This window comes from Bacteroides reticulotermitis JCM 10512, assembly GCF_000517545.1.
Classification (GTDB): domain Bacteria; phylum Bacteroidota; class Bacteroidia; order Bacteroidales; family Bacteroidaceae; genus Bacteroides; species Bacteroides reticulotermitis.
In genome coordinates, this window is the sequence record NZ_BAIV01000009.1 from 95,297 (window position 1) to 113,642 (window position 18,346).

The following is an 18,346-nucleotide window of genomic DNA, read 5'->3' on the forward strand; positions in this document are numbered from 1 at the left end:
CTTACTTTTGTAAATCTCCCCCCTCAAAATAGAACAAGATTTATTAATCCTAAAGTTCCTGTTAATATGAAAAAATGGATTTTTCTTTTCTTGCTAGCCCCTCTAATGTGCTTAGCACAAACTTATCAATACTTGGGGGTAGAAGACGGGCTGAGCAATCGAAGGGTATACTATATCCAAAAAGATTCCGTAGGCTATATGTGGTTTCTGACTCACGAAGGAATCGATCGTTTTAACGGCAAAGAGTTTAAACGGTATCAACTAATGGATGGCAATCAGGAAGTAAATTCGTTGCTGAACTTTAATTGGCTATATATCGATAAGGAAGGTACTTTGTGGGAAGTTGGCCGAAAAGGAAGAATCTTTCGGTATGACCGCCTGCACGACCATTTTGAACTCGTTTACAAATTACCGGAAAACAGCGATCAGCAAATACCGTCCCTGACAAGCTACAGTTGGATCGACGAAGCAAATAATATATGGCTGTGCAATGAAGACAGTCTGTTCTTCTATAATATTCCTACGCAAAAGGTAACCAAGATAAAGAACAAAATAGGTGAAGTCATTACCAATGTTAAACAGCTGGATCAAACCCATTTTTTCGTTGGAACAGAAAAGGGGGTTCATTACGCTCAACTAAACAAACAGAAGCAATCACTAACCTCGCTTAAGAAACTGACGAGCGGAATATTACCGATCAATGAACTGTATTTCGATGGTAAAACCGGGAAATTATTTATTGGTACGTTTCAACAGGGTATTCTTGTTTATGACAGTCATACGCAAAAGATTATTCAGCCTCAACATTTCCTGAGCGATATAAATGTTTCGAAAATCAAACCGCTCAATGAGAAGGAGCTGTTAATAGCCACGGACGGAACCGGAATCTATAAGATAAACACAGATACCTATCAAATAGAACCCTATATTGTTGCTGACTACAACCGTTACAATGAAATGAATGGCAATAGCATCAACGATATTTATATAGATGATGAAAAGCGTATCTGGATGGCAAACTACCCGATAGGAATTACAATACGCAACAATCAATATTCAAGTTATACCTGGATCAAACATTCGATCGGCAATAAACAGTCGTTGCTGAATGATCAGGTTAATTCAATCATCGAAGATTCTGATGGCGATTTATGGTTTGGTACGAATAATGGTATCAGCCATCTGAATAATAAAACAGGAATATGGAATTCTTACCTAAGTAATTTTGAGCAGGCTCGAAAGAACAAGAATCAGATATTCACAACTTTGTGTGAGGTCTCTCCGGGTATCATCTGGGCAGGAGGATACGGTCCGTATATCTATCAGATTAACAAATCAAGTGGAGCTATCCAGTTTATAACTCCCAATAAGTTTATCAACAAAAACGTTCCTTCGGATAAGTATATACAGAAGATCCTAAAAGATTCGCAAGGCGACATCTGGATTGGAGGTTATTATAATCTTCAACGCATCAACTTCCAAAATAAAGAGACACGTATTTACGAAGGTTTGAATTCAATCACCACCATCATCGAAAAGAACGAGAAAGAGATGTGGATCGGCTGTGCCACGGGTGTCTATACATTAGACAAAAGGACCGGAAAATTTGAACGAATCAAACTCAACGAAGAATCTACCTATATATATAGTTTGTACGCTGACAAAACCGGCCTGCTATACATCGGTACGAGTGGTTCCGGACTATTCATATACAGTCCGCAAACCAAACTATTCGCTAACTACAATACGGATAATTGTACCCTGATATCGAACAACATCTACACGATTTTATCTGCCAACGACAATGAGATACTTATAAGCACCGAAAGCGGCTTAACCAGTTTTTATCCGGACCAAAAGATATTCCATCATTGGACCAAAGAGATGGGATTGACTTCGACCCAATTCAACGCTGTATCGGGTACGCTACGCAAAAACAATAATTTCATTTTTGGTGGTAACAACGGAGCGGTTGAATTCAACAAGAACAGGAAATTGCCTCATCAGTATTCTTCCAAGATGATATTCAGTGACTTCAAGCTATTCTATCAAACGATTTATCCGGGATCACCGGGTTCCCCCCTATCCAAGGATATCAACGAAACGAAACTCTTGGAACTGAAATACAACCAGAACATCTTTTCAATACAGGTTTCATCGATTAACTATGATTATCCAACCAACATTTTATACTCGTGGAAGTTGGAAGGGTTTTACGAAGAGTGGAGTAAGCCGAGCACGGAAAATACGATTCGGTATACCAACTTGGCTCCGGGAAAATATACACTATTCGTACGTGCAGTCTCGAACGAAGATAAACGAATGACACTGGAAGAAAGAAGTATCGATATTATTGTCGCACAACCGTTCTGGCTGTCTTTCTGGGCGATACTCATTTATACGATTATCATAATACTGATTGCAATAACTGCCTTGCGTATCTATATACTCCGTAAACAACGTAAAGCTTCCGATGAGAAAATAGACTTCTTCATCAATACGGCACACGACATCCGAACACCATTGACGCTAATCAAAGCTCCTCTGGAGGAGATGCAGGAGAAAGAAGACTTAAGCCAAGAGGCTGTTGTTAATATGAATACAGCTTTGCGAAATGTCAATGCACTGTTGCGTCTGACAACAAACCTGATCAACTTCGAACGTGCGAATATATATTCATCCGAATTGTATGTATCGGAACAGGAGTTGAATACATTCATGACCGGCATATTCAATGTATTTATGCCGTATGCCAAGGTCAGACATATCAACTTTACGTATGAAAGCAACTTCCGCTACTCAAACGTGTGGTTCGACAAAGAAAAAATGGAGTCGATCATGAAAAACGTTATATCAAACGCTTTGAAGTACACCTTGGAAAATGGAACTGTGCATATATTCGTCAGCGAAAGCAGTGATTCGTGGAGTGTTGAAGTGAAAGATACCGGAATCGGTATTCCGGCTCATGAGCAGAATAAGCTTTTCAGGCTACACTTCCGGGGAGGTAATGCAATCAATTCCAAGATTACAGGAAGCGGAATCGGATTGATGCTCGTCGGACGGTTGGTGAATTTACACAAAGGTAAGATTAGTCTGAATAGTGTGGAGAACCAAGGTTCGTTAATCAAAATAACGTTCCCTAAAGAGATCAAAAATGCTCGTAGAGCAGTGAGCACAGTTATAAAGGAAACAGAAATAGACAGTTCACATTTAGACAATATACCGTCCAAGGCCATCTATCAAAGCATGCAACAGAAGCAGAATGCGAATAATATGCATATATTGGTCGTGGAGGATAACGATGAATTGCGGAATTATCTTCTGCAAACATTATCGGAACTTTATGCGGTACAGACTTGTACCAACGGTAAAGAAGCGGTGGAGCTACTTAAAGATTATAAACCGGATTTGGTTATTTCGGATATTATGATGCCGGAGATGCCGGGCGATGAATTATGCGTCTTCATCAAGAATAACATTGAGACATCACACATCCCTGTTATCTTGCTTACCGCACTGAATGAGGACAAGAATATATTGTCGGGACTCGAGAGCGGAGCGGATGAGTATGTAATCAAGCCATTCAATATAGGTATATTAAAAGCAACAATCGCCAATCTGTTGACTAACCGGGCACTTTTACGTCAGAAGTATGCGGATATCAAATTTGAAGAAGAAGAGCAAACCGATCAACACATCAACAGTACTAAAGATATTGATTGGAAGTTCATTGCGTCCGTACGCCGGAATATTACAGACAATATAAACAATCCGGCATTGACGGTAGATTTCTTAGCGGGTTTAATGAACATGAGCCGTACCAGCTTCTATAATAAGATAAAAGCCCTAACCGATCAGGCACCGGGAGACTATATCCGGCTGATCCGATTGAATAAGGCGGTACAGCTACTCAAAGAAGAAACCTATACAGTAACTGAAATCGCTGAGATGACTGGGTTCAACGATGCCAAATATTTCCGCGAAGTATTCAAGAAACAATTTAATACAACTCCCAGCAAGTATTGGAAAGAGAAAAAGGAATGATTGTTTATTTCAAATCATTCCGCAGGAAGACTTTATGCACTTAGTAGTCACCTTGCAATCATCCCGAACATATTGAGTTATACATACAAAATCAGCCGGATAAAAGAGGGATCTACCCTTTCTTATCCGGCTGTTTCTATCATACTTAATCGAGTGATTCTTATAATTTCACCTTCTTACTTACTGATTTGGACTCGTTGTGAAGACGGTCAAGTGCAGTTACGACATAACGGTATTTCGTTTTGCCGTCATCGTAAGGCAGCTTATAAAAGCTATCACGTGTAATAGCCACAATATGTGACGGATCTTCAAGGTTTACTTTTTCTTTGCCTTCAAAGCGATAGACTACATATTGAATAGCTTTATCCATTTCGGCTTCAGCTTTCGGAGCTGTCCAGAAAAGGATATATCCATCTTCCGTCCACACCTTCTTCACCTTACGTACTTTATCCGGTGCTTTATTATCTATGAAGTCGAACGTGGGCACCAGAGCCGGATACTTGTGATAGCTTGTCATCAACGCATCCCGGTATCTACCCTGATTTTCAACGACCGCTGCTGCGTACCATTGACAACTTCCTCCAATTGTTTGGTAAGCGCGCTGTAAAGCCATCTTCCGAGGAAGCTGGTTCATAGCCGGATTTTGTGGATCGGCATTCTGAATGGTATTTGGAACCGACTGACCGATAAACAGAGGACGGTTTCCGGTATTCTTAGCCCACCACTTAATCAGGGTTTCATAATCGGCAGCTTTATGGCCGATCTCCCAATAAATCTGTGGAATGTTATAGTCTACCCATCCTTCGCGTGCCCACAACAACACATCGGCATACAAATCGTCATAGTTCTGTAAACCATTGGTATTGCTGCCCAACGGATCGCTTTTCTGATTACGGTAGATGCCGAAGGGGCTGATACCGAACTTCACCCAAGGCTTCACACCGCGAATGGTTTCGTGAATCTTTTTAATCAGGATATTAACATTGCTACGTCTCCAATCACCTCTATTACTAAATCCGCCTCCATAACGAGCAAAGCTGGCATTATCGGGGAATTCCACTCCCTTAATGGGGTACGGATAGAAGTAGTCGTCCATGTGAATGGCGTCGACATCATAACGGGAAACAATATCGGTAATAATCTTGCAAATATAATCGCGGCTTTCGGGAAGCGCGGGGTCAAAAAACAATTGATCGCCATAGGTTACAAACCATTCGGGATGCTCGTTATAAATATGCATCGGTGCCAATGAGTTCTTCAGTGAGGTCTTGACACGATAGGGATTAATCCAGGCATGAAACTCCATATTACGTTTATGGCACTCTTCGATCATAAACTGCATCGGGTCCCATAAAGGAGAAGGCATCTGCCCTTGAACTCCTGTCAGGTAGCGACTCCAAGGTTCGTACTGGGAAGCGTATAAAGCATCGGCTTCCGGACGTATCTGGAAGATAATAGCATTAATGCCTGCCTCCTGAAGAGAGTTTAACTGACTGACAAGTATTTGTTGCAAACGTTGAGTGGGAATACCCCGAAACTGTCCGTTAACAGCTTGTATCCATGCACCCCGGAATTCCCGTTTGGGAGCCATATTGGTTGTAGGCACTTGTGCTTCTACTCCTAGAACACAAAGAAAAGCCAACAGAAAAAGATAGTTTTTCAGATTCACCATAGTTCTTAAATCGTAATAATGTGACGCAAAGATAATACAAACTCTCGATAAATTCGCTAACTTTGCCGCCTACCATAAAAAAGAAGTATTTTATGTCTGAACGCAACTATATATCAATCAAAGGAGCTCGGGTTAATAACTTAAAAAACATAGATGTAGACATCCCCCGCAACAAACTTGTTGTCATTACCGGACTGTCCGGATCGGGTAAATCTTCGTTGGCTTTCGATACTTTATATGCCGAAGGACAACGCCGATATGTGGAGAGTCTCAGCAGCTATGCCCGCCAGTTCCTAGGGCGAATGAGTAAGCCGGAATGTGATTTCATCAAAGGAATCCCTCCTGCCATTGCCATCGAACAAAAAGTAAATAGCCGCAACCCGCGTTCTACTGTGGGTACCTCCACTGAAATTTACGAATACCTACGCTTACTTTATGCCCGTATAGGCAAGACTTTTAGTCCGGTAAGCGGTCAGGAAGTAAAGAAGCATTCGACCGAAGACATTGTCAATTGCATGCTTTCGTATCCGGAAGGAACTAAATATGCGGTATTGACTAGCTTGTCACGCGCATTCTCTCAGGAGGAAACAGAGAAAGAAGTTCTCCAGAAATATATACTGATGGGATTTACCCGATTGGATATTAACGGAGAAGTGAAACGAATTGAAGACTTGCTAACTTCTAAAGAGTCCGTCTTATCAGAAAAGGATGAGATTATGCTCTTGGTAGACCGCATGGCGGTAGCTACTACGAAAGACGCAATCAGCCGCTTAACCGACTCCGCCGAGACAGCTATGTATGAAGGAGATGGTACCTGTATGCTTCGTTTCTACCTACCGGATGGAGAAACTAAGTTGCATACTTACAGCACCAAATTCGAAGCGGATGGGATTACATTTGAGGAGCCTAACGACCAGATGTTCTCATTCAACTCTCCAATCGGTGCCTGCCCTGTATGCGAAGGATTCGGTAAAGTTATCGGCATTGACGAGCATCTCGTTGTTCCGAACCGTTCATTGACAATCTACGACGGAGCAATTGTTTGCTGGCGTGGTGAGAAGATGGGTGAATGGAAAGATGCGTTGATCCATAATGCTGCCAAATTCGACTTCCCCATCTTTACGCCCTATTTTGAACTGACGGACGCGCAACGACGTGTGCTTTGGGAAGGAAACCAATACTTCCAAGGTATTAATGATTTCTTCAAAATGCTGGAAGAAAATCAATATAAGATTCAATACCGTGTGATGTTGGCACGCTATCGGGGGAAAACTCTTTGCCCGCAATGCCACGGAACGAGACTCAAACCGGAAGCAGGCTATGTACGGGTTGAAGGTAAAAGCATCTCGGAACTGGTTGATCTTCCGATTATCGAACTTCAAAAGTTCTTCGACAGCATGCAACTCGATCAGCATGACACGGATGTGTCCCGCCGTATCTTAATCGAAATCAATAGCCGCATCCGTTTCCTGCTTGACGTCGGACTGGGCTACCTGACGCTAAACCGACTCAGCAACTCGCTTTCGGGTGGTGAAAGTCAGCGTATCAATCTGGCAACTTCATTGGGTAGTAGCCTCGTAGGTAGCCTTTATATTCTGGACGAACCCAGTATTGGTCTGCATAGCCGGGATACCGATCGATTAATACGGGTTTTACGGCAGTTGCAGGAGTTGGGCAATACGGTTGTCGTAGTGGAACATGATGAAGAAATTATCCGTGCGGCAGATTATATCATAGATATCGGTCCGAATGCCGGGCGACTTGGTGGCGAAGTAGTATACCAAGGCGATATGAAAGATCTCCAGAAAGGCACCAATAGTCATACGGTGCGTTATCTACTGGGCGAGGAAGAGATTCCGGTCCCCGACAACCGCCGGCCGTGGAACAACTACATCGAACTGAAAGGGGCTCGCGAGAATAACCTGAAAGGCGTTGATGTACGCTTCCCATTGAATGTAATGACGGTAGTGACAGGTGTATCCGGTTCCGGAAAAAGTACATTGGTACGAGATATTTTCTTCCGGGCATTGAAACGTGAATTGGATGAATGCAGTGACCGTCCGGGTGAGTTTGCTCCATTGGAGGAAGTCTGCGCGACCTGCGCAATGTGGAGTTTATAGACCAAAACCCGATTGGTAAATCATCACGTTCCAACCCGGTAACCTATATCAAAGCATACGATGAGATTCGTAAATTATGGGCTGATCAACCTTTAGCCAAGCAAATGGCTTATACCCCAGGATTCTTTAGTTTCAATAGCGAGGGCGGACGTTGCGAAGAGTGTAAAGGTGAGGGTACAATCACTGTTGAGATGCAGTTCATGGCCGACTTGGTGTTGGAATGTGAATCTTGCCACGGAAAACGGTTCAAATCGGATACGCTGGAGGTGAAGTTTCACGATAAGAACATTTTCGATGTATTGGAAATGACAGTTAATCAGGCCGTCGAATTCTTCACAGAGCACGGACAAAAGAAAATAGTCAAGAAACTTCTCCCCTTACAAGATGTGGGATTGGGATATATCAAGTTGGGACAAGCTTCCTCTACCCTATCCGGTGGAGAGAATCAGCGTGTTAAACTGGCTTTCTACCTGAGTCAGGAGAAAGCAGATCCTACCATGTTTATTTTTGATGAACCGACTACCGGATTACATTTCCACGATATTCGTAAGTTATTGGACGCTTTTGATGCACTGATCCGCCGCGGACATACGATCGTCATTATCGAACACAACATGGATGTGATTAAATGTGCGGACTATGTGATCGACTTAGGACCGGAAGGTGGAGATAAAGGAGGTAATCTGGTTGCAGCAGGAACACCCGAAGAGGTTGCCGCCTGCGGAGCAAGCTATACCGGGCAGTTCCTGAAAGAAAAACTAGCTTCACTCTAAAAAGATAGAAGTCTCAAAACGAAAGCTCTCCCTGTTTTGTATATAAACAAACAGGGAGAGCTTTCGTTTAAAGTATGGTTTAGAAGTAGAGACCGAAGCCCAACTTGACACCGAAACGTGACATATCCGTATCGTTGAAACGCCATTTATAGTAAACAGCCGGTTCGATAGTTACCGTACGGGAAAGAAAGAACGCATAACCGCCTTCAATTCCAAGACCCCAATCGGTTTGATGATTTCCACCACTCCAATGAAAACGATTCCAGTCTAATCCGGCTCCCAAATACACACCGGTAGTATTGAAATAAAAGCGCGCACCTGTACCTAAAGTATACTCATCTACCGGTTTCGACCAGTCGGCTCCCACATTAATCATTAACGCAATGCCATCGGCCAAGAAGTTACCTGCTTGTACTCCCATACCAAATTTAGCCTTATCATTTTTACTATACGAGAAGTCCATCCCCGATATAGAAGGATTAACAATCCACGTACCTTTTTCGAATTGTGCTTGAGCAGCCAAAGAGACTACCAACAGACAAATAGCCACAGCTAATTTCTTCATACATTTACTTTTTAAAGTGATTAATTTGTTCGCCTTTCTTGCGACGTTCACGCAGCTGTTCTTTCTTGCGAAGCACCAACCAAAGCAACAGGACTATAACATAGGCTCCTGCCACCGTCAGGTATTTCTCCGTTTGACCTACTTCTGTATTACGGGGTAGTAGATAGGCAGCCGACGCAGATACATAAATTAGGAATGCAACCGCAATCCCTGTCGATTTTTTTATTTTCCTTTTCATTCAGATAATCTTCAAGTTTTGTTTTTGCTCAAACCAGCGGTGACGATCACGCAAACAAAATACGGATATCGCCAGCGTGCGTTGTTGTTTTTAATGACACAAATGTAACATAATCTCACGGAACCACACAACAATACCGACACTTTTGCTAACTTTGCGGGGATTTAAAACAAAAAAAGAGAGGATATGCGCCGATACATTTGCATTCTTTTACTACTGCTCTGCCTGGCAACAATTGAGGCACAACCCAAATATGAAGTCCGTGCAGCATGGGTAACAGCAGTATATGGACTAGACTGGCCGCGTACACGCGCAACAACTCCCGCTACTATCCAGAAGCAAAAAGATGAGTTGATCGATATCCTCGACAAGCTAAAGACCGCCAATTTCAATACGGTGCTATTCCAAACACGCACACGCGGAGATGTACTATATCCCTCCAATATCGAGCCATTCAACTCTATTCTGACCGGAAAAGTAGGAGGAAATCCGGGTTACGACCCTTTGGCTTTTGCCGTTGAAGAGTGCCATAAACGAGGCATGGAGTGTCACGCATGGATGGTTACTATCCATTGGGTAACAAAAAGCATGTTGCTTCACTGGGCAATCAATCGGTAACAAAGCGCGTGAAAGATATCTGTGTACCGTACAAGAACGAATACTTCCTCAATCCCGGACACCCCGGAACGAAAGAGTATCTGATGAAACTCGTACGCGAGGTAGTGGATCGTTATGATGTGGACGGAGTTCACTTCGATTACCTGCGCTATCCCGAACACGCTCCGCTCTTCCCTGACAAATATGACTTCCGCCGGTATGGCAAAGGCCGCACGCTGGATCAGTGGAGAAGAGACAATCTGACGGAAATCGTTCGGTATATATATAAAGGTGTAAAAGCCGTCAAGCCTTGGGTAAAAGTCAGTACCTGCCCGGTTGGCAAGTACAAAGACACTTCCCGCTATTCTTCGCGGGGATGGAATGCTTACTATACGGTGTACCAAGATCCGCAGGGATGGTTGGGTGAAGGTATTCAGGACCAAATCTATCCGATGATGTATTTCCAAGGCAATAGCTTTTATCCGTTTGCACTCGATTGGCAAGAACAGAGCAATGGCCGTCAGGTTATTCCGGGGCTCGGCATTTATTTCCTTCATCCCGACGAAGGGAAATGGACACGTGACGAGGTAGACCGTCAAATCAACTTTATCCGCAAACAAGGTATGGCGGGTGAAGGGCATTACCGAGTAAAATACGTGATGGATAATACACAAGGGATTTATGACGAACTGGTAGATAACTTCTATGCCTACCCTGCTCTGCAACCTCCCATGCCTTGGCTCGACAAAGTAGCACCCTCCGCTCCCACCGAGTTAAAAGTTATTCCGATTGAAAGCGGATATACCGAACTGACGTGGAAGCCCAGTACGGATAACGACGCACAGAATGCACCGATGTATGTGATTTATGCGTCGAATGAATATCCGGTGGACATTACCCGATCGGAAAATATCCTCGCACAAAGCATCCGGACAACGAGTTATACCTATGCCCCTATCCTTCCGTGGACAACCCTGAAACATTTTGCTGTTACTGCCATCGATCGGTATGGCAATGAAAGTGTCGCCCTACAAGAGAAGTAATAATACAGTAAATCTATCTTTTGTAAGCCTCTTCCTCCCGATATGTGTCGAACATTACAACCAGCGTTTCGTTCCATACATATATTTCTTTGGCTATGTGACCAGAATTCTGTGTTTTATAAAGAAGCAATAGTGTCGCATATCCTTACGTGATAAGCATCCCTGCCAAAAGTAGTAAAGATTGACGACAAATCAAGAAACTGGCAGAAAACAGAACCTTAAAGTTATTTATATTATATATATTTGATTCATACCATAAAATAAAGGTTGGACTCATTATATAAAATACGAACTTTAAAAACAACAATTATGAAAAAAAACAATTATTTATTTCTATCTAGGCTACTACTTGCCTTTATTATCAGTGCATGTTCTAGTGACTCAGAAACTACGATATCAAATCGGACTTCAATAGATAAAAATGAAATTTCATTCTACTCGGAAGCTCTAAAGAGACCAGAATTATTTCACATAAATAAGAATATAGACACGCTCACCACCTGGGGATTTTACATTCAAACACCAGGAGGAGGAGGAGGCTCATACAAACAGCTCCAATACTCTTCTAGCGGCGTCTGGAGAGATGTAGAAATTTCCTACTACCCTGACATCTGTGTGAAAAAAAAAGGATTTCCATATGGTGATACATATTTCAGAGCGCGTACCCTAGCCGAATTAAAATTTGCTAAAGTAGAAAATCCCTCAATATTTGAAGCATCTCCATGGTCTGAATCTTTACGTGCTATAAGCCACTTATTAGAAGATGGAACTCCATTAACAGAAAGAGATATTGTTGTCCAACTAAACTTCATTTTCGAAACAAAAACCGGAATCGGCCTAATAGAATCGGAAATGTTTAATAAGTTCAAGGCTGAATTGATAGTTAACAACAAACGCTATCCGATAACGACCTCTTTTTCCACAGATCAACGCAATGGATGCAGATATACATATAATTATTCAACTCAAAAGGGTTCTCAAGGAGGGGGAGGATATCATATTGCATTAGATATTATAGATTATTGTAATCACGATTTTATGTCTTTCCCTTCAGCATCATATAGCTTTACTGTTTTTGACGATGCTACAACAATGACGCCATTATATTCCTATAATTTTAATGTCACTGTAATCAACTAAAATGAGATGCAATGAATTATGCCCACTTCCCGTTTTTACTATTGGGGTGGCTACTACTCAAACCATTCGTTGCAGTAGCCTCGGTTAGCGACAGCCTGTTTGCCCACTATTTCAACCATGCGCAAACCTTCGCCGATGCCTATCCTCGTGAGAAGGTGCATCTACACTTCGACCATACAAGTTACTACGTAGGAGATACAATCTGGTTTAAGGCGTATGCAGTGACGGCAGAAAACAATCAGTTGACGACCATCAGCACACCGCTCTATGTAGAGTTGATAGATCAAATGGGATATGCGGCACATAAGCAAATCGTACGGTTGGAAAACGGAGAAGGATACGGGCAGATTCCACTAACAGAGTATATCCTCTCGGGCTACTATGAAGTACGGGCATACACAAAGTGGATGCTCGCCTTCGATGAAACGCAATACTTCTCGCGCGCCTTCCCCATTTACCGTTGGCTGGACAATAATCACGAGAAAGAACGGAGCATAGCCACTTACAACTGGGACCCGTCAACTCGACTACGTCCGAAAGAGAGAAAGAAGAAACTTTCTCTCCGCTTCTTCCCCGAGGGTGGACAATTAGTAGAAGGTATTCCATCTGTCATAGCGTTCAAGGCTGAAAGTAAAGACGAAAGTGACATTCGTCTATCCGGAGAAATTTCGCAAAACGGTGAAACCATCTCTTTTGAAACACTTCACGAAGGCATGGGGTCCTTCTTATACACCCCTACAATAAAGCCCGCTCCGGCGAAGGTCAGGTGGGAAGGGAAAGAGTACACCTTCCAATTACCGGAAGTACAGCCTGCGGGCTATGTGCTCTACGTACAAAAGCGGGGAAACCAATACGAAATACGTGTGATGCGAAATGCGCAAACAAACCGGCAAGATACAGTCGCCGTTTTCTTCAGTCATCAGGGACGCCCAATCACCTACCACACTGTAAAATGGGACAACGAGCATATCGAACGCTTTATATTACCGGCAGAAATATTTCCTGCGGGAATTATACAAGTCTCGCTCATCAACCAACAAGGCGCAACCTTATGTGAACGATTCTGCTACGCAATGCCAAAAGAGAACGCACTGCGACTAGAAGTCCATAGCGATACATTCCTACACGCACCTTATGATTCGATCAGCTGCCGCATTTCTTTAAAAGACTCACACGGCAAACCCATACAGGGGAAAATATCTGTCGCCATTCGAAGTCAGCAAATATCCGACTACCTGGAATACGACAATACCCTCTTTACCGACCTATTACTTACATCCGATTTAAAAGGATATATCCATCAACCGGGCTACTACTTCGCCGACTCTACCGCTTTACGACTCAAAGAGCTTGATGTGCTCATGCTTGTTCATGGATGGCGAAAATATGATATGAGCACCGTTTTGGGCGTTAGGGAATTTACACCACGCTACCAACCGGAAGAGAAGTTAACTTTATATGGACAAGTTCGTTCCATCATTCTAAAGAAAGCCCAGGCAGGACTCAATATTAGCATCCTAACGCGTACAGACAGCATGTTTGCAGCCGGAAGCACAATTTCCGATTCATTAGGTTACTTTACTATTCCTGTCTATCCTTTCGAAGAAGATATGGAGGCGGCTTTTCAGACGCAGAAACCGGGAAAGCCTCGGAACCGAATGTGCCACGTACAGCTTTTCCGTAATTTTCAACCCGGATTAAGAGCTTTCGCACCGGAAGAACTAAATCCGACATGGAAAAAGGCGAATGAGCTGGTGTGGCTGGCTAATCTCAAGGACTCTATATACCAAGATTCTGTTTTCGGACCTGACAACCATTGGATAGACGAAGTGACAATCCAAGCAAAAGCGATCCAACGGGAAGTCAACACAGTCCGTTTTGAACAAAGTATTATTGCTTTCTACGATGTGGAACAACTGCTTGATGAAGCACGCGACAAGGGTAAAGACTATATAACGATATCCCAATTCTTGAAAGAAACCAACCCCACTATTGCCAATAAGTATAGTGGTTTTAAGTCCATTGTTAATGGAAAGGTAGACGTCACGTGGGAAGATGAAAGCATCAATGCGATCAAATACATTCTTTTCTGTAAAGGCACCGGCGCATATGATAAGCTAGCAAATAAAAACCAAGATATGGGATATACTTCGATGCTCGACAACTACAAGTACAACGATCGGGAATGGACAGATCCTTCAGACAAGAGCCACACAGGGGTTGTTTGCTATATCATTACGAAAGATGGATGGAATCCCCATTTGCGATATGACTACACGCGGGGAATACGCTATACCACCATCAAAGGTTATACACGCCCGCTGGATTTCTATTCCCCCGAATATTTACCGAACAAACCATTGCCCTCGAAAGATGCACGCCGTACCTTGTATTGGAACCCCAAATTAGAAACAAACGAGGATGGAGAAGCTATTATTCATTGTTATAACACCCACAACTTCACATTCCTCACAATTAGTGCGGAAGCCATATACAAGGGACAGCCGGCAAGTCTGAATCTATATACTCGGATTGAAGAAATGAAAACGGGCAATAAATTAATCGCATTGAATAAACGCACCATACCGACTTCGAGGGGTCACCGGTACCAAGGACAAATAGCCGGAGTGAATGCGGCCGTCTACTATACGCAAAGGAAATTCCTCCACCATCCGCAAATGCTCTTTCAAGGCTAAACCTTCTGCCGGATAATAAGCGATTTGAAAGATTCCTTCTGTCTCGGGAGCCAAATAACGATCGGTCAGAAAGCGAGCGACTAGCCCCATATTCATTCGCAGATTGATTTCCACACAGGGGTGAATCCGATATACAGGCGCTTCGCCGGCGAAATGACAAATCATCATATCCACTCCCAGATAGCCACGGTAATAACCACCGAACAACCGAACCAGTTCCTCTTCCAAACGAACACGCAATCCCGTAAACTCCTCACGGGGTACATAGGCCGACAACTTTGCCAATATTTTCTCATCCGAAAGTAACTCATTACCCGCATACATTCCGCTCCCACTTGTTTGGAAGGCAGAATAACCGGCAAAGCTAATCTCCCCAGTCCCATCGAGATAAAACTCCATGGCAAAGTCTTCCACCTTATTATATATAGGTTCTCCAACACCCCACCCTGAGAAGAAGCAACCCGGGCACACCACCCGGAGATAAAGTCGGTGAAGGTTCCTTTACACCAATTCAGTCCTTTGCCACTTCCTGAGAGCGGTGCCTTTAGCAAGCAGGTTTCTCGACTTTCAACAAATGCTTCACACTCTTCTAGTGTCTTCAGATAAAAAGATTCCCCGCAGAAGAACTGATTCAATTGTAATTTAGACAGCAACCGGACAGCTTGCGAGCGATGAGAATAATTCCTCAAAGCACTGATATACGCTTCAGATGGCAGCTGCGCTCCATCAGCCCCCAAAGTCAATAAACGTTTCCGCAAAGCCGGACTCCATCCCCATGGAAGAAAGTCCACCGATTCAGCATGGGAAATCTCGGGTTGCGTCACCAACTGCACATCAATATCCAGAAGTTCTTTCATCTGCTTCAAGAAGTCGAGATTATAAGCTGAAGAAGCCAGCACTCCACTCCCCTCCTTCGCATACCATATTGGCAACAATGCCAAGTCGTTAGCCATCTGTCTGGCAGAGGCAGGAGCCATGTAATGAGACTCACCACTAGCCAGGGCTAAATCATGTTCCGGGTTGAATAAATAAAGATTCCTTTTTGTCATTTTGCTACCAACTTGCTCTCTTTTCGATCTTTTTCGCTTCTTTTCTCGGTTTACGTAAACAGGCATATACTAAATTGTCGTCTATTTAGAGTCCGAAAAAACGCTAAGGTACAAAGATATGCAAGAATATGCATTTTTGCATCCTTTCTTATTCCATTTTTGCATTCACAAGCAGGGTATTCCACCTGAATATCCAAGAGAACGACTCCTTAAGCGAGGGCAAAAAACCAAATGCCCCGGGCTCGACCTTCAGTAGACGGCGGCTTTTGCCAAACTGCCCTGGGCTTTCTTCCTTGAAGCACCGAATAGTGCACGCCAATACTGCCTTGATTCGTTTATATCCGCTAGAACAACCAAAGACAGCGCCTATCTTAATCAAACAAAAAGCCCTTTTTAAATCAAAAAGGCTATCCATTGTGACTCTATTTTAAGAAAGAAGCCGTATCTTTGCTACCGATACGCAGAAATAAAAAACAGTTAAGCATTTCTTCATCAAGAATGCTTGCGTTTTTCTTGGCCAACCCAGGCCTTTGCCTTGAAAAAGACAAACAAAAGGCATCAGCAATGTCACTTTGACAATTTGTCTAAAACATAAACTTACCAAATAAAAGTTCAATTCTGCTATCTCTACTTTGCAATTACTAAAAAAAACACTATATTTGCAACACGAAAAATCAAAGAACAGAAATGGAATCATTCTATCGCACACACGCCTATCTGGTGGAGCATACCAATGCCCCTGTTCGCCGTGATCTTATGGACGAGATCAATTGGAACGACCGGCTCATCGGTATCAAAGGTACACGAGGCGTAGGTAAGACGACATTCCTCCTCCAATATGCCAAAGAAAAATTCGGCACGGACCGCTCTTGCTTATTCATCAACACAAATAACTTCTACTTTTCTGGACATAGCATCGTTGATTTCGCTGACGAATTCCAGAAGCGTGGCGGCAAAGTATTGCTGATCGACCAGGTATTCAAGCATCCGGAATGGAGCAAGGAATTGCGCATGTGTTATGATCGCTTCCCCAATCTGAAAATCGTATTTTCGGGATCTTCCGTCATGAGACTGAAAGAGGAGAATCTCGAGCTACGCAACATTGTTAAGAGTTACAACTTACGAGGTTTTTCGTTCCGTGAGTTCCTCAATTTACAATCCGGCATGAAGTTCCGGTCCTATACACTTGAGGAGATACTCGCCAACCACGAACAAATTGCCAAAGGGATACTGTCTAAAGTACGCCCATTGGATTATTTTCAGGATTACTTGCATCATGGCTTCTACCCGTTTTTCCTCGAAAAGCGTAACTTCTCGGAGAATCTGCTCAAGACGATGAACATGATGGTGGAGGTAGACATTTTGCTCATCAAGCAAATCGAACTGAAATATCTTTCTAAGATTAAGAAACTATTATACCTACTGGCTGTCGACGGGCCGAAAGCTCCGAACGTCAGCCAATTGGCTAGCGATATACAAACATCCCGTGCCACGGTGATGAACTACATCAAGTATCTGGCAGATGCACGCCTGATCAATCTGGTCTATCCCCAAGGAGAGGAATTTCCGAAGAAGCCGACCAAGATTATGTTGCACAACTCCAACCTGATGTACTCCATCTATCCGGTGAAGGTAGAGGAGCAGGATGTACTCGAAACTTTTTTCGTCAACACGCTGTGGAAAGACCATAAAGTGTACAAGGGAGAGAAGAATTACTCTTTCCTTGTCGACGAGGTGCTACCGTTCAAAATCTGTTGCGAAGGTGCCAAAGTGAAGAACAATCCCCAGGTGACCTACGCATTGCAAAAGGCAGAAATAGGCCGTGGCAATCAGGTTCCACTTTGGCTGTTTGGCTTCTTATATTAATAAAGTACTATTATGGACTACAAGAAGTTAGATGAATTAAACACTACGCCAAGACGGTGCGTTGACCGATGAGGAGTTTGATCGCGAAAAGCAAAAGCTTTTCGAAGAAGATGCCTTGAACAGCAATCGTCCGGTAGAGGAACGTCCACTGGGCCTACAGGAAAGTTCGTATCTGGGACTTATGAGTTTCCTGATTATGGTTCCTTATGTAGGATGGATAATTCCGATTGTATTATGGGTACTAGGTAAAAACTCCTCGGAACAGATCGACAAACAAGGAAAGTATATTCTAAACTGGTATATCACCTGGTTTATATTCGGGGGCGTGTTTTTGCTAATAATGCTAGCTGGTTTTCCTTCGGCATTTTTTGGCGGGAATTTTATCGGCCCTCTATTCTGGATAGCACCGATCGCTATCGCTTATGGCATATTGACTTTGGCCTTTCCCATTATCGGTGGGATCAAAGGACTCAATGGGCAAGTATGGAAGTATCCACTTTCCATCCCTTTTCTAAAATGATTTATTTACTTAAATAATTTTAT

8 protein-coding genes and 3 pseudogenes are annotated in these 18,346 nt (G+C 43.1%); 7 read left to right on the forward strand and 4 right to left on the reverse strand.

Going from position 1 to position 18,346, the window contains the following annotated elements; all coding sequences use genetic code 11:
- Positions 1 to 66: 66 nt before the first annotated feature.
- Positions 67 to 4,044 (forward strand): hybrid sensor histidine kinase/response regulator transcription factor, encoded by a 3,978-nt coding sequence (locus JCM10512_RS07340; protein ID WP_044161800.1) that lies wholly within the window; start codon positions 67 to 69, stop codon positions 4,042 to 4,044.
- Between the two features lie 160 nt (positions 4,045 to 4,204).
- Here JCM10512_RS07340 and JCM10512_RS07345 read toward each other — a convergent pair whose 3' ends face one another.
- Positions 4,205 to 5,713 (reverse strand): glycoside hydrolase family 10-like protein, encoded by a 1,509-nt coding sequence (locus JCM10512_RS07345; RefSeq protein WP_044161864.1) that lies wholly within the window; start codon positions 5,711 to 5,713, stop codon positions 4,205 to 4,207.
- A 95-nt stretch (positions 5,714 to 5,808) separates the two neighbouring features.
- Here JCM10512_RS07345 and JCM10512_RS07350 point away from each other — a divergent pair, with 95 nt between their 5' ends.
- Together JCM10512_RS07350 and JCM10512_RS25040 are read left to right on the forward strand one after the other, a co-directional pair.
- Positions 5,809 to 7,836 carry an excinuclease ABC subunit UvrA gene (locus JCM10512_RS07350; protein ID WP_439644360.1) on the forward strand — a complete coding sequence of 676 codons (2,028 nt, stop codon included), beginning with the start codon at positions 5,809 to 5,811 and terminating at the stop codon, positions 7,834 to 7,836.
- Positions 7,824 to 8,609 carry an ATP-binding cassette domain-containing protein gene (locus JCM10512_RS25040; protein WP_439644361.1) on the forward strand — a complete coding sequence of 262 codons (786 nt, stop codon included), beginning with the start codon at positions 7,824 to 7,826 and terminating at the stop codon, positions 8,607 to 8,609. Before JCM10512_RS07350 ends, JCM10512_RS25040 begins: the two co-directional genes overlap by 13 nt.
- Positions 8,610 to 8,688: 79 nt before the next feature.
- On the opposite strand, the gene JCM10512_RS07355 is transcribed toward JCM10512_RS25040, so the two are convergent.
- Both JCM10512_RS07355 and JCM10512_RS07360 read right to left on the reverse strand, forming a co-directional pair.
- Positions 8,689 to 9,174, reverse strand: a complete 486-nt coding sequence (locus JCM10512_RS07355; RefSeq protein WP_044161802.1) for an outer membrane beta-barrel protein — start codon at positions 9,172 to 9,174, stop codon at positions 8,689 to 8,691.
- Between the two features lie 4 nt (positions 9,175 to 9,178).
- Positions 9,179 to 9,412 carry a hypothetical protein gene (locus tag JCM10512_RS07360; protein ID WP_044161804.1) on the reverse strand — a complete coding sequence of 78 codons (234 nt, stop codon included), beginning with the start codon at positions 9,410 to 9,412 and terminating at the stop codon, positions 9,179 to 9,181.
- A 186-nt stretch (positions 9,413 to 9,598) separates the two neighbouring features.
- On the opposite strand from JCM10512_RS07360, the pseudogene JCM10512_RS07365 reads away from it, so the two are divergent.
- A pseudogene (locus JCM10512_RS07365) lies at positions 9,599 to 11,052 on the forward strand (glycoside hydrolase family 10-like protein).
- A 309-nt stretch (positions 11,053 to 11,361) separates the two neighbouring features.
- Complete coding sequence (locus tag JCM10512_RS07370; protein ID WP_044161807.1) at positions 11,362 to 12,192, forward strand: hypothetical protein; 831 nt, start codon at positions 11,362 to 11,364, stop codon at positions 12,190 to 12,192.
- Positions 12,193 to 14,750: 2,558 nt separating this feature from the next.
- Here the strand turns inward: JCM10512_RS07370 and JCM10512_RS07380 are convergent.
- A pseudogene (locus JCM10512_RS07380) lies at positions 14,751 to 15,937 on the reverse strand (hypothetical protein).
- A 687-nt stretch (positions 15,938 to 16,624) separates the two neighbouring features.
- Here JCM10512_RS07380 and JCM10512_RS07390 point away from each other — a divergent pair.
- Positions 16,625 to 17,803: an ATP-binding protein gene (locus JCM10512_RS07390; RefSeq protein ID WP_044161812.1), complete on the forward strand. Its 1,179-nt coding sequence runs from the start codon at positions 16,625 to 16,627 to the stop codon at positions 17,801 to 17,803.
- 12 nt (positions 17,804 to 17,815) lie between these two features.
- Positions 17,816 to 18,323: pseudogene (locus JCM10512_RS07395) on the forward strand (magnetosome magnetite crystal formation protein family).
- Positions 18,324 to 18,346 lie beyond the last annotated feature (23 nt).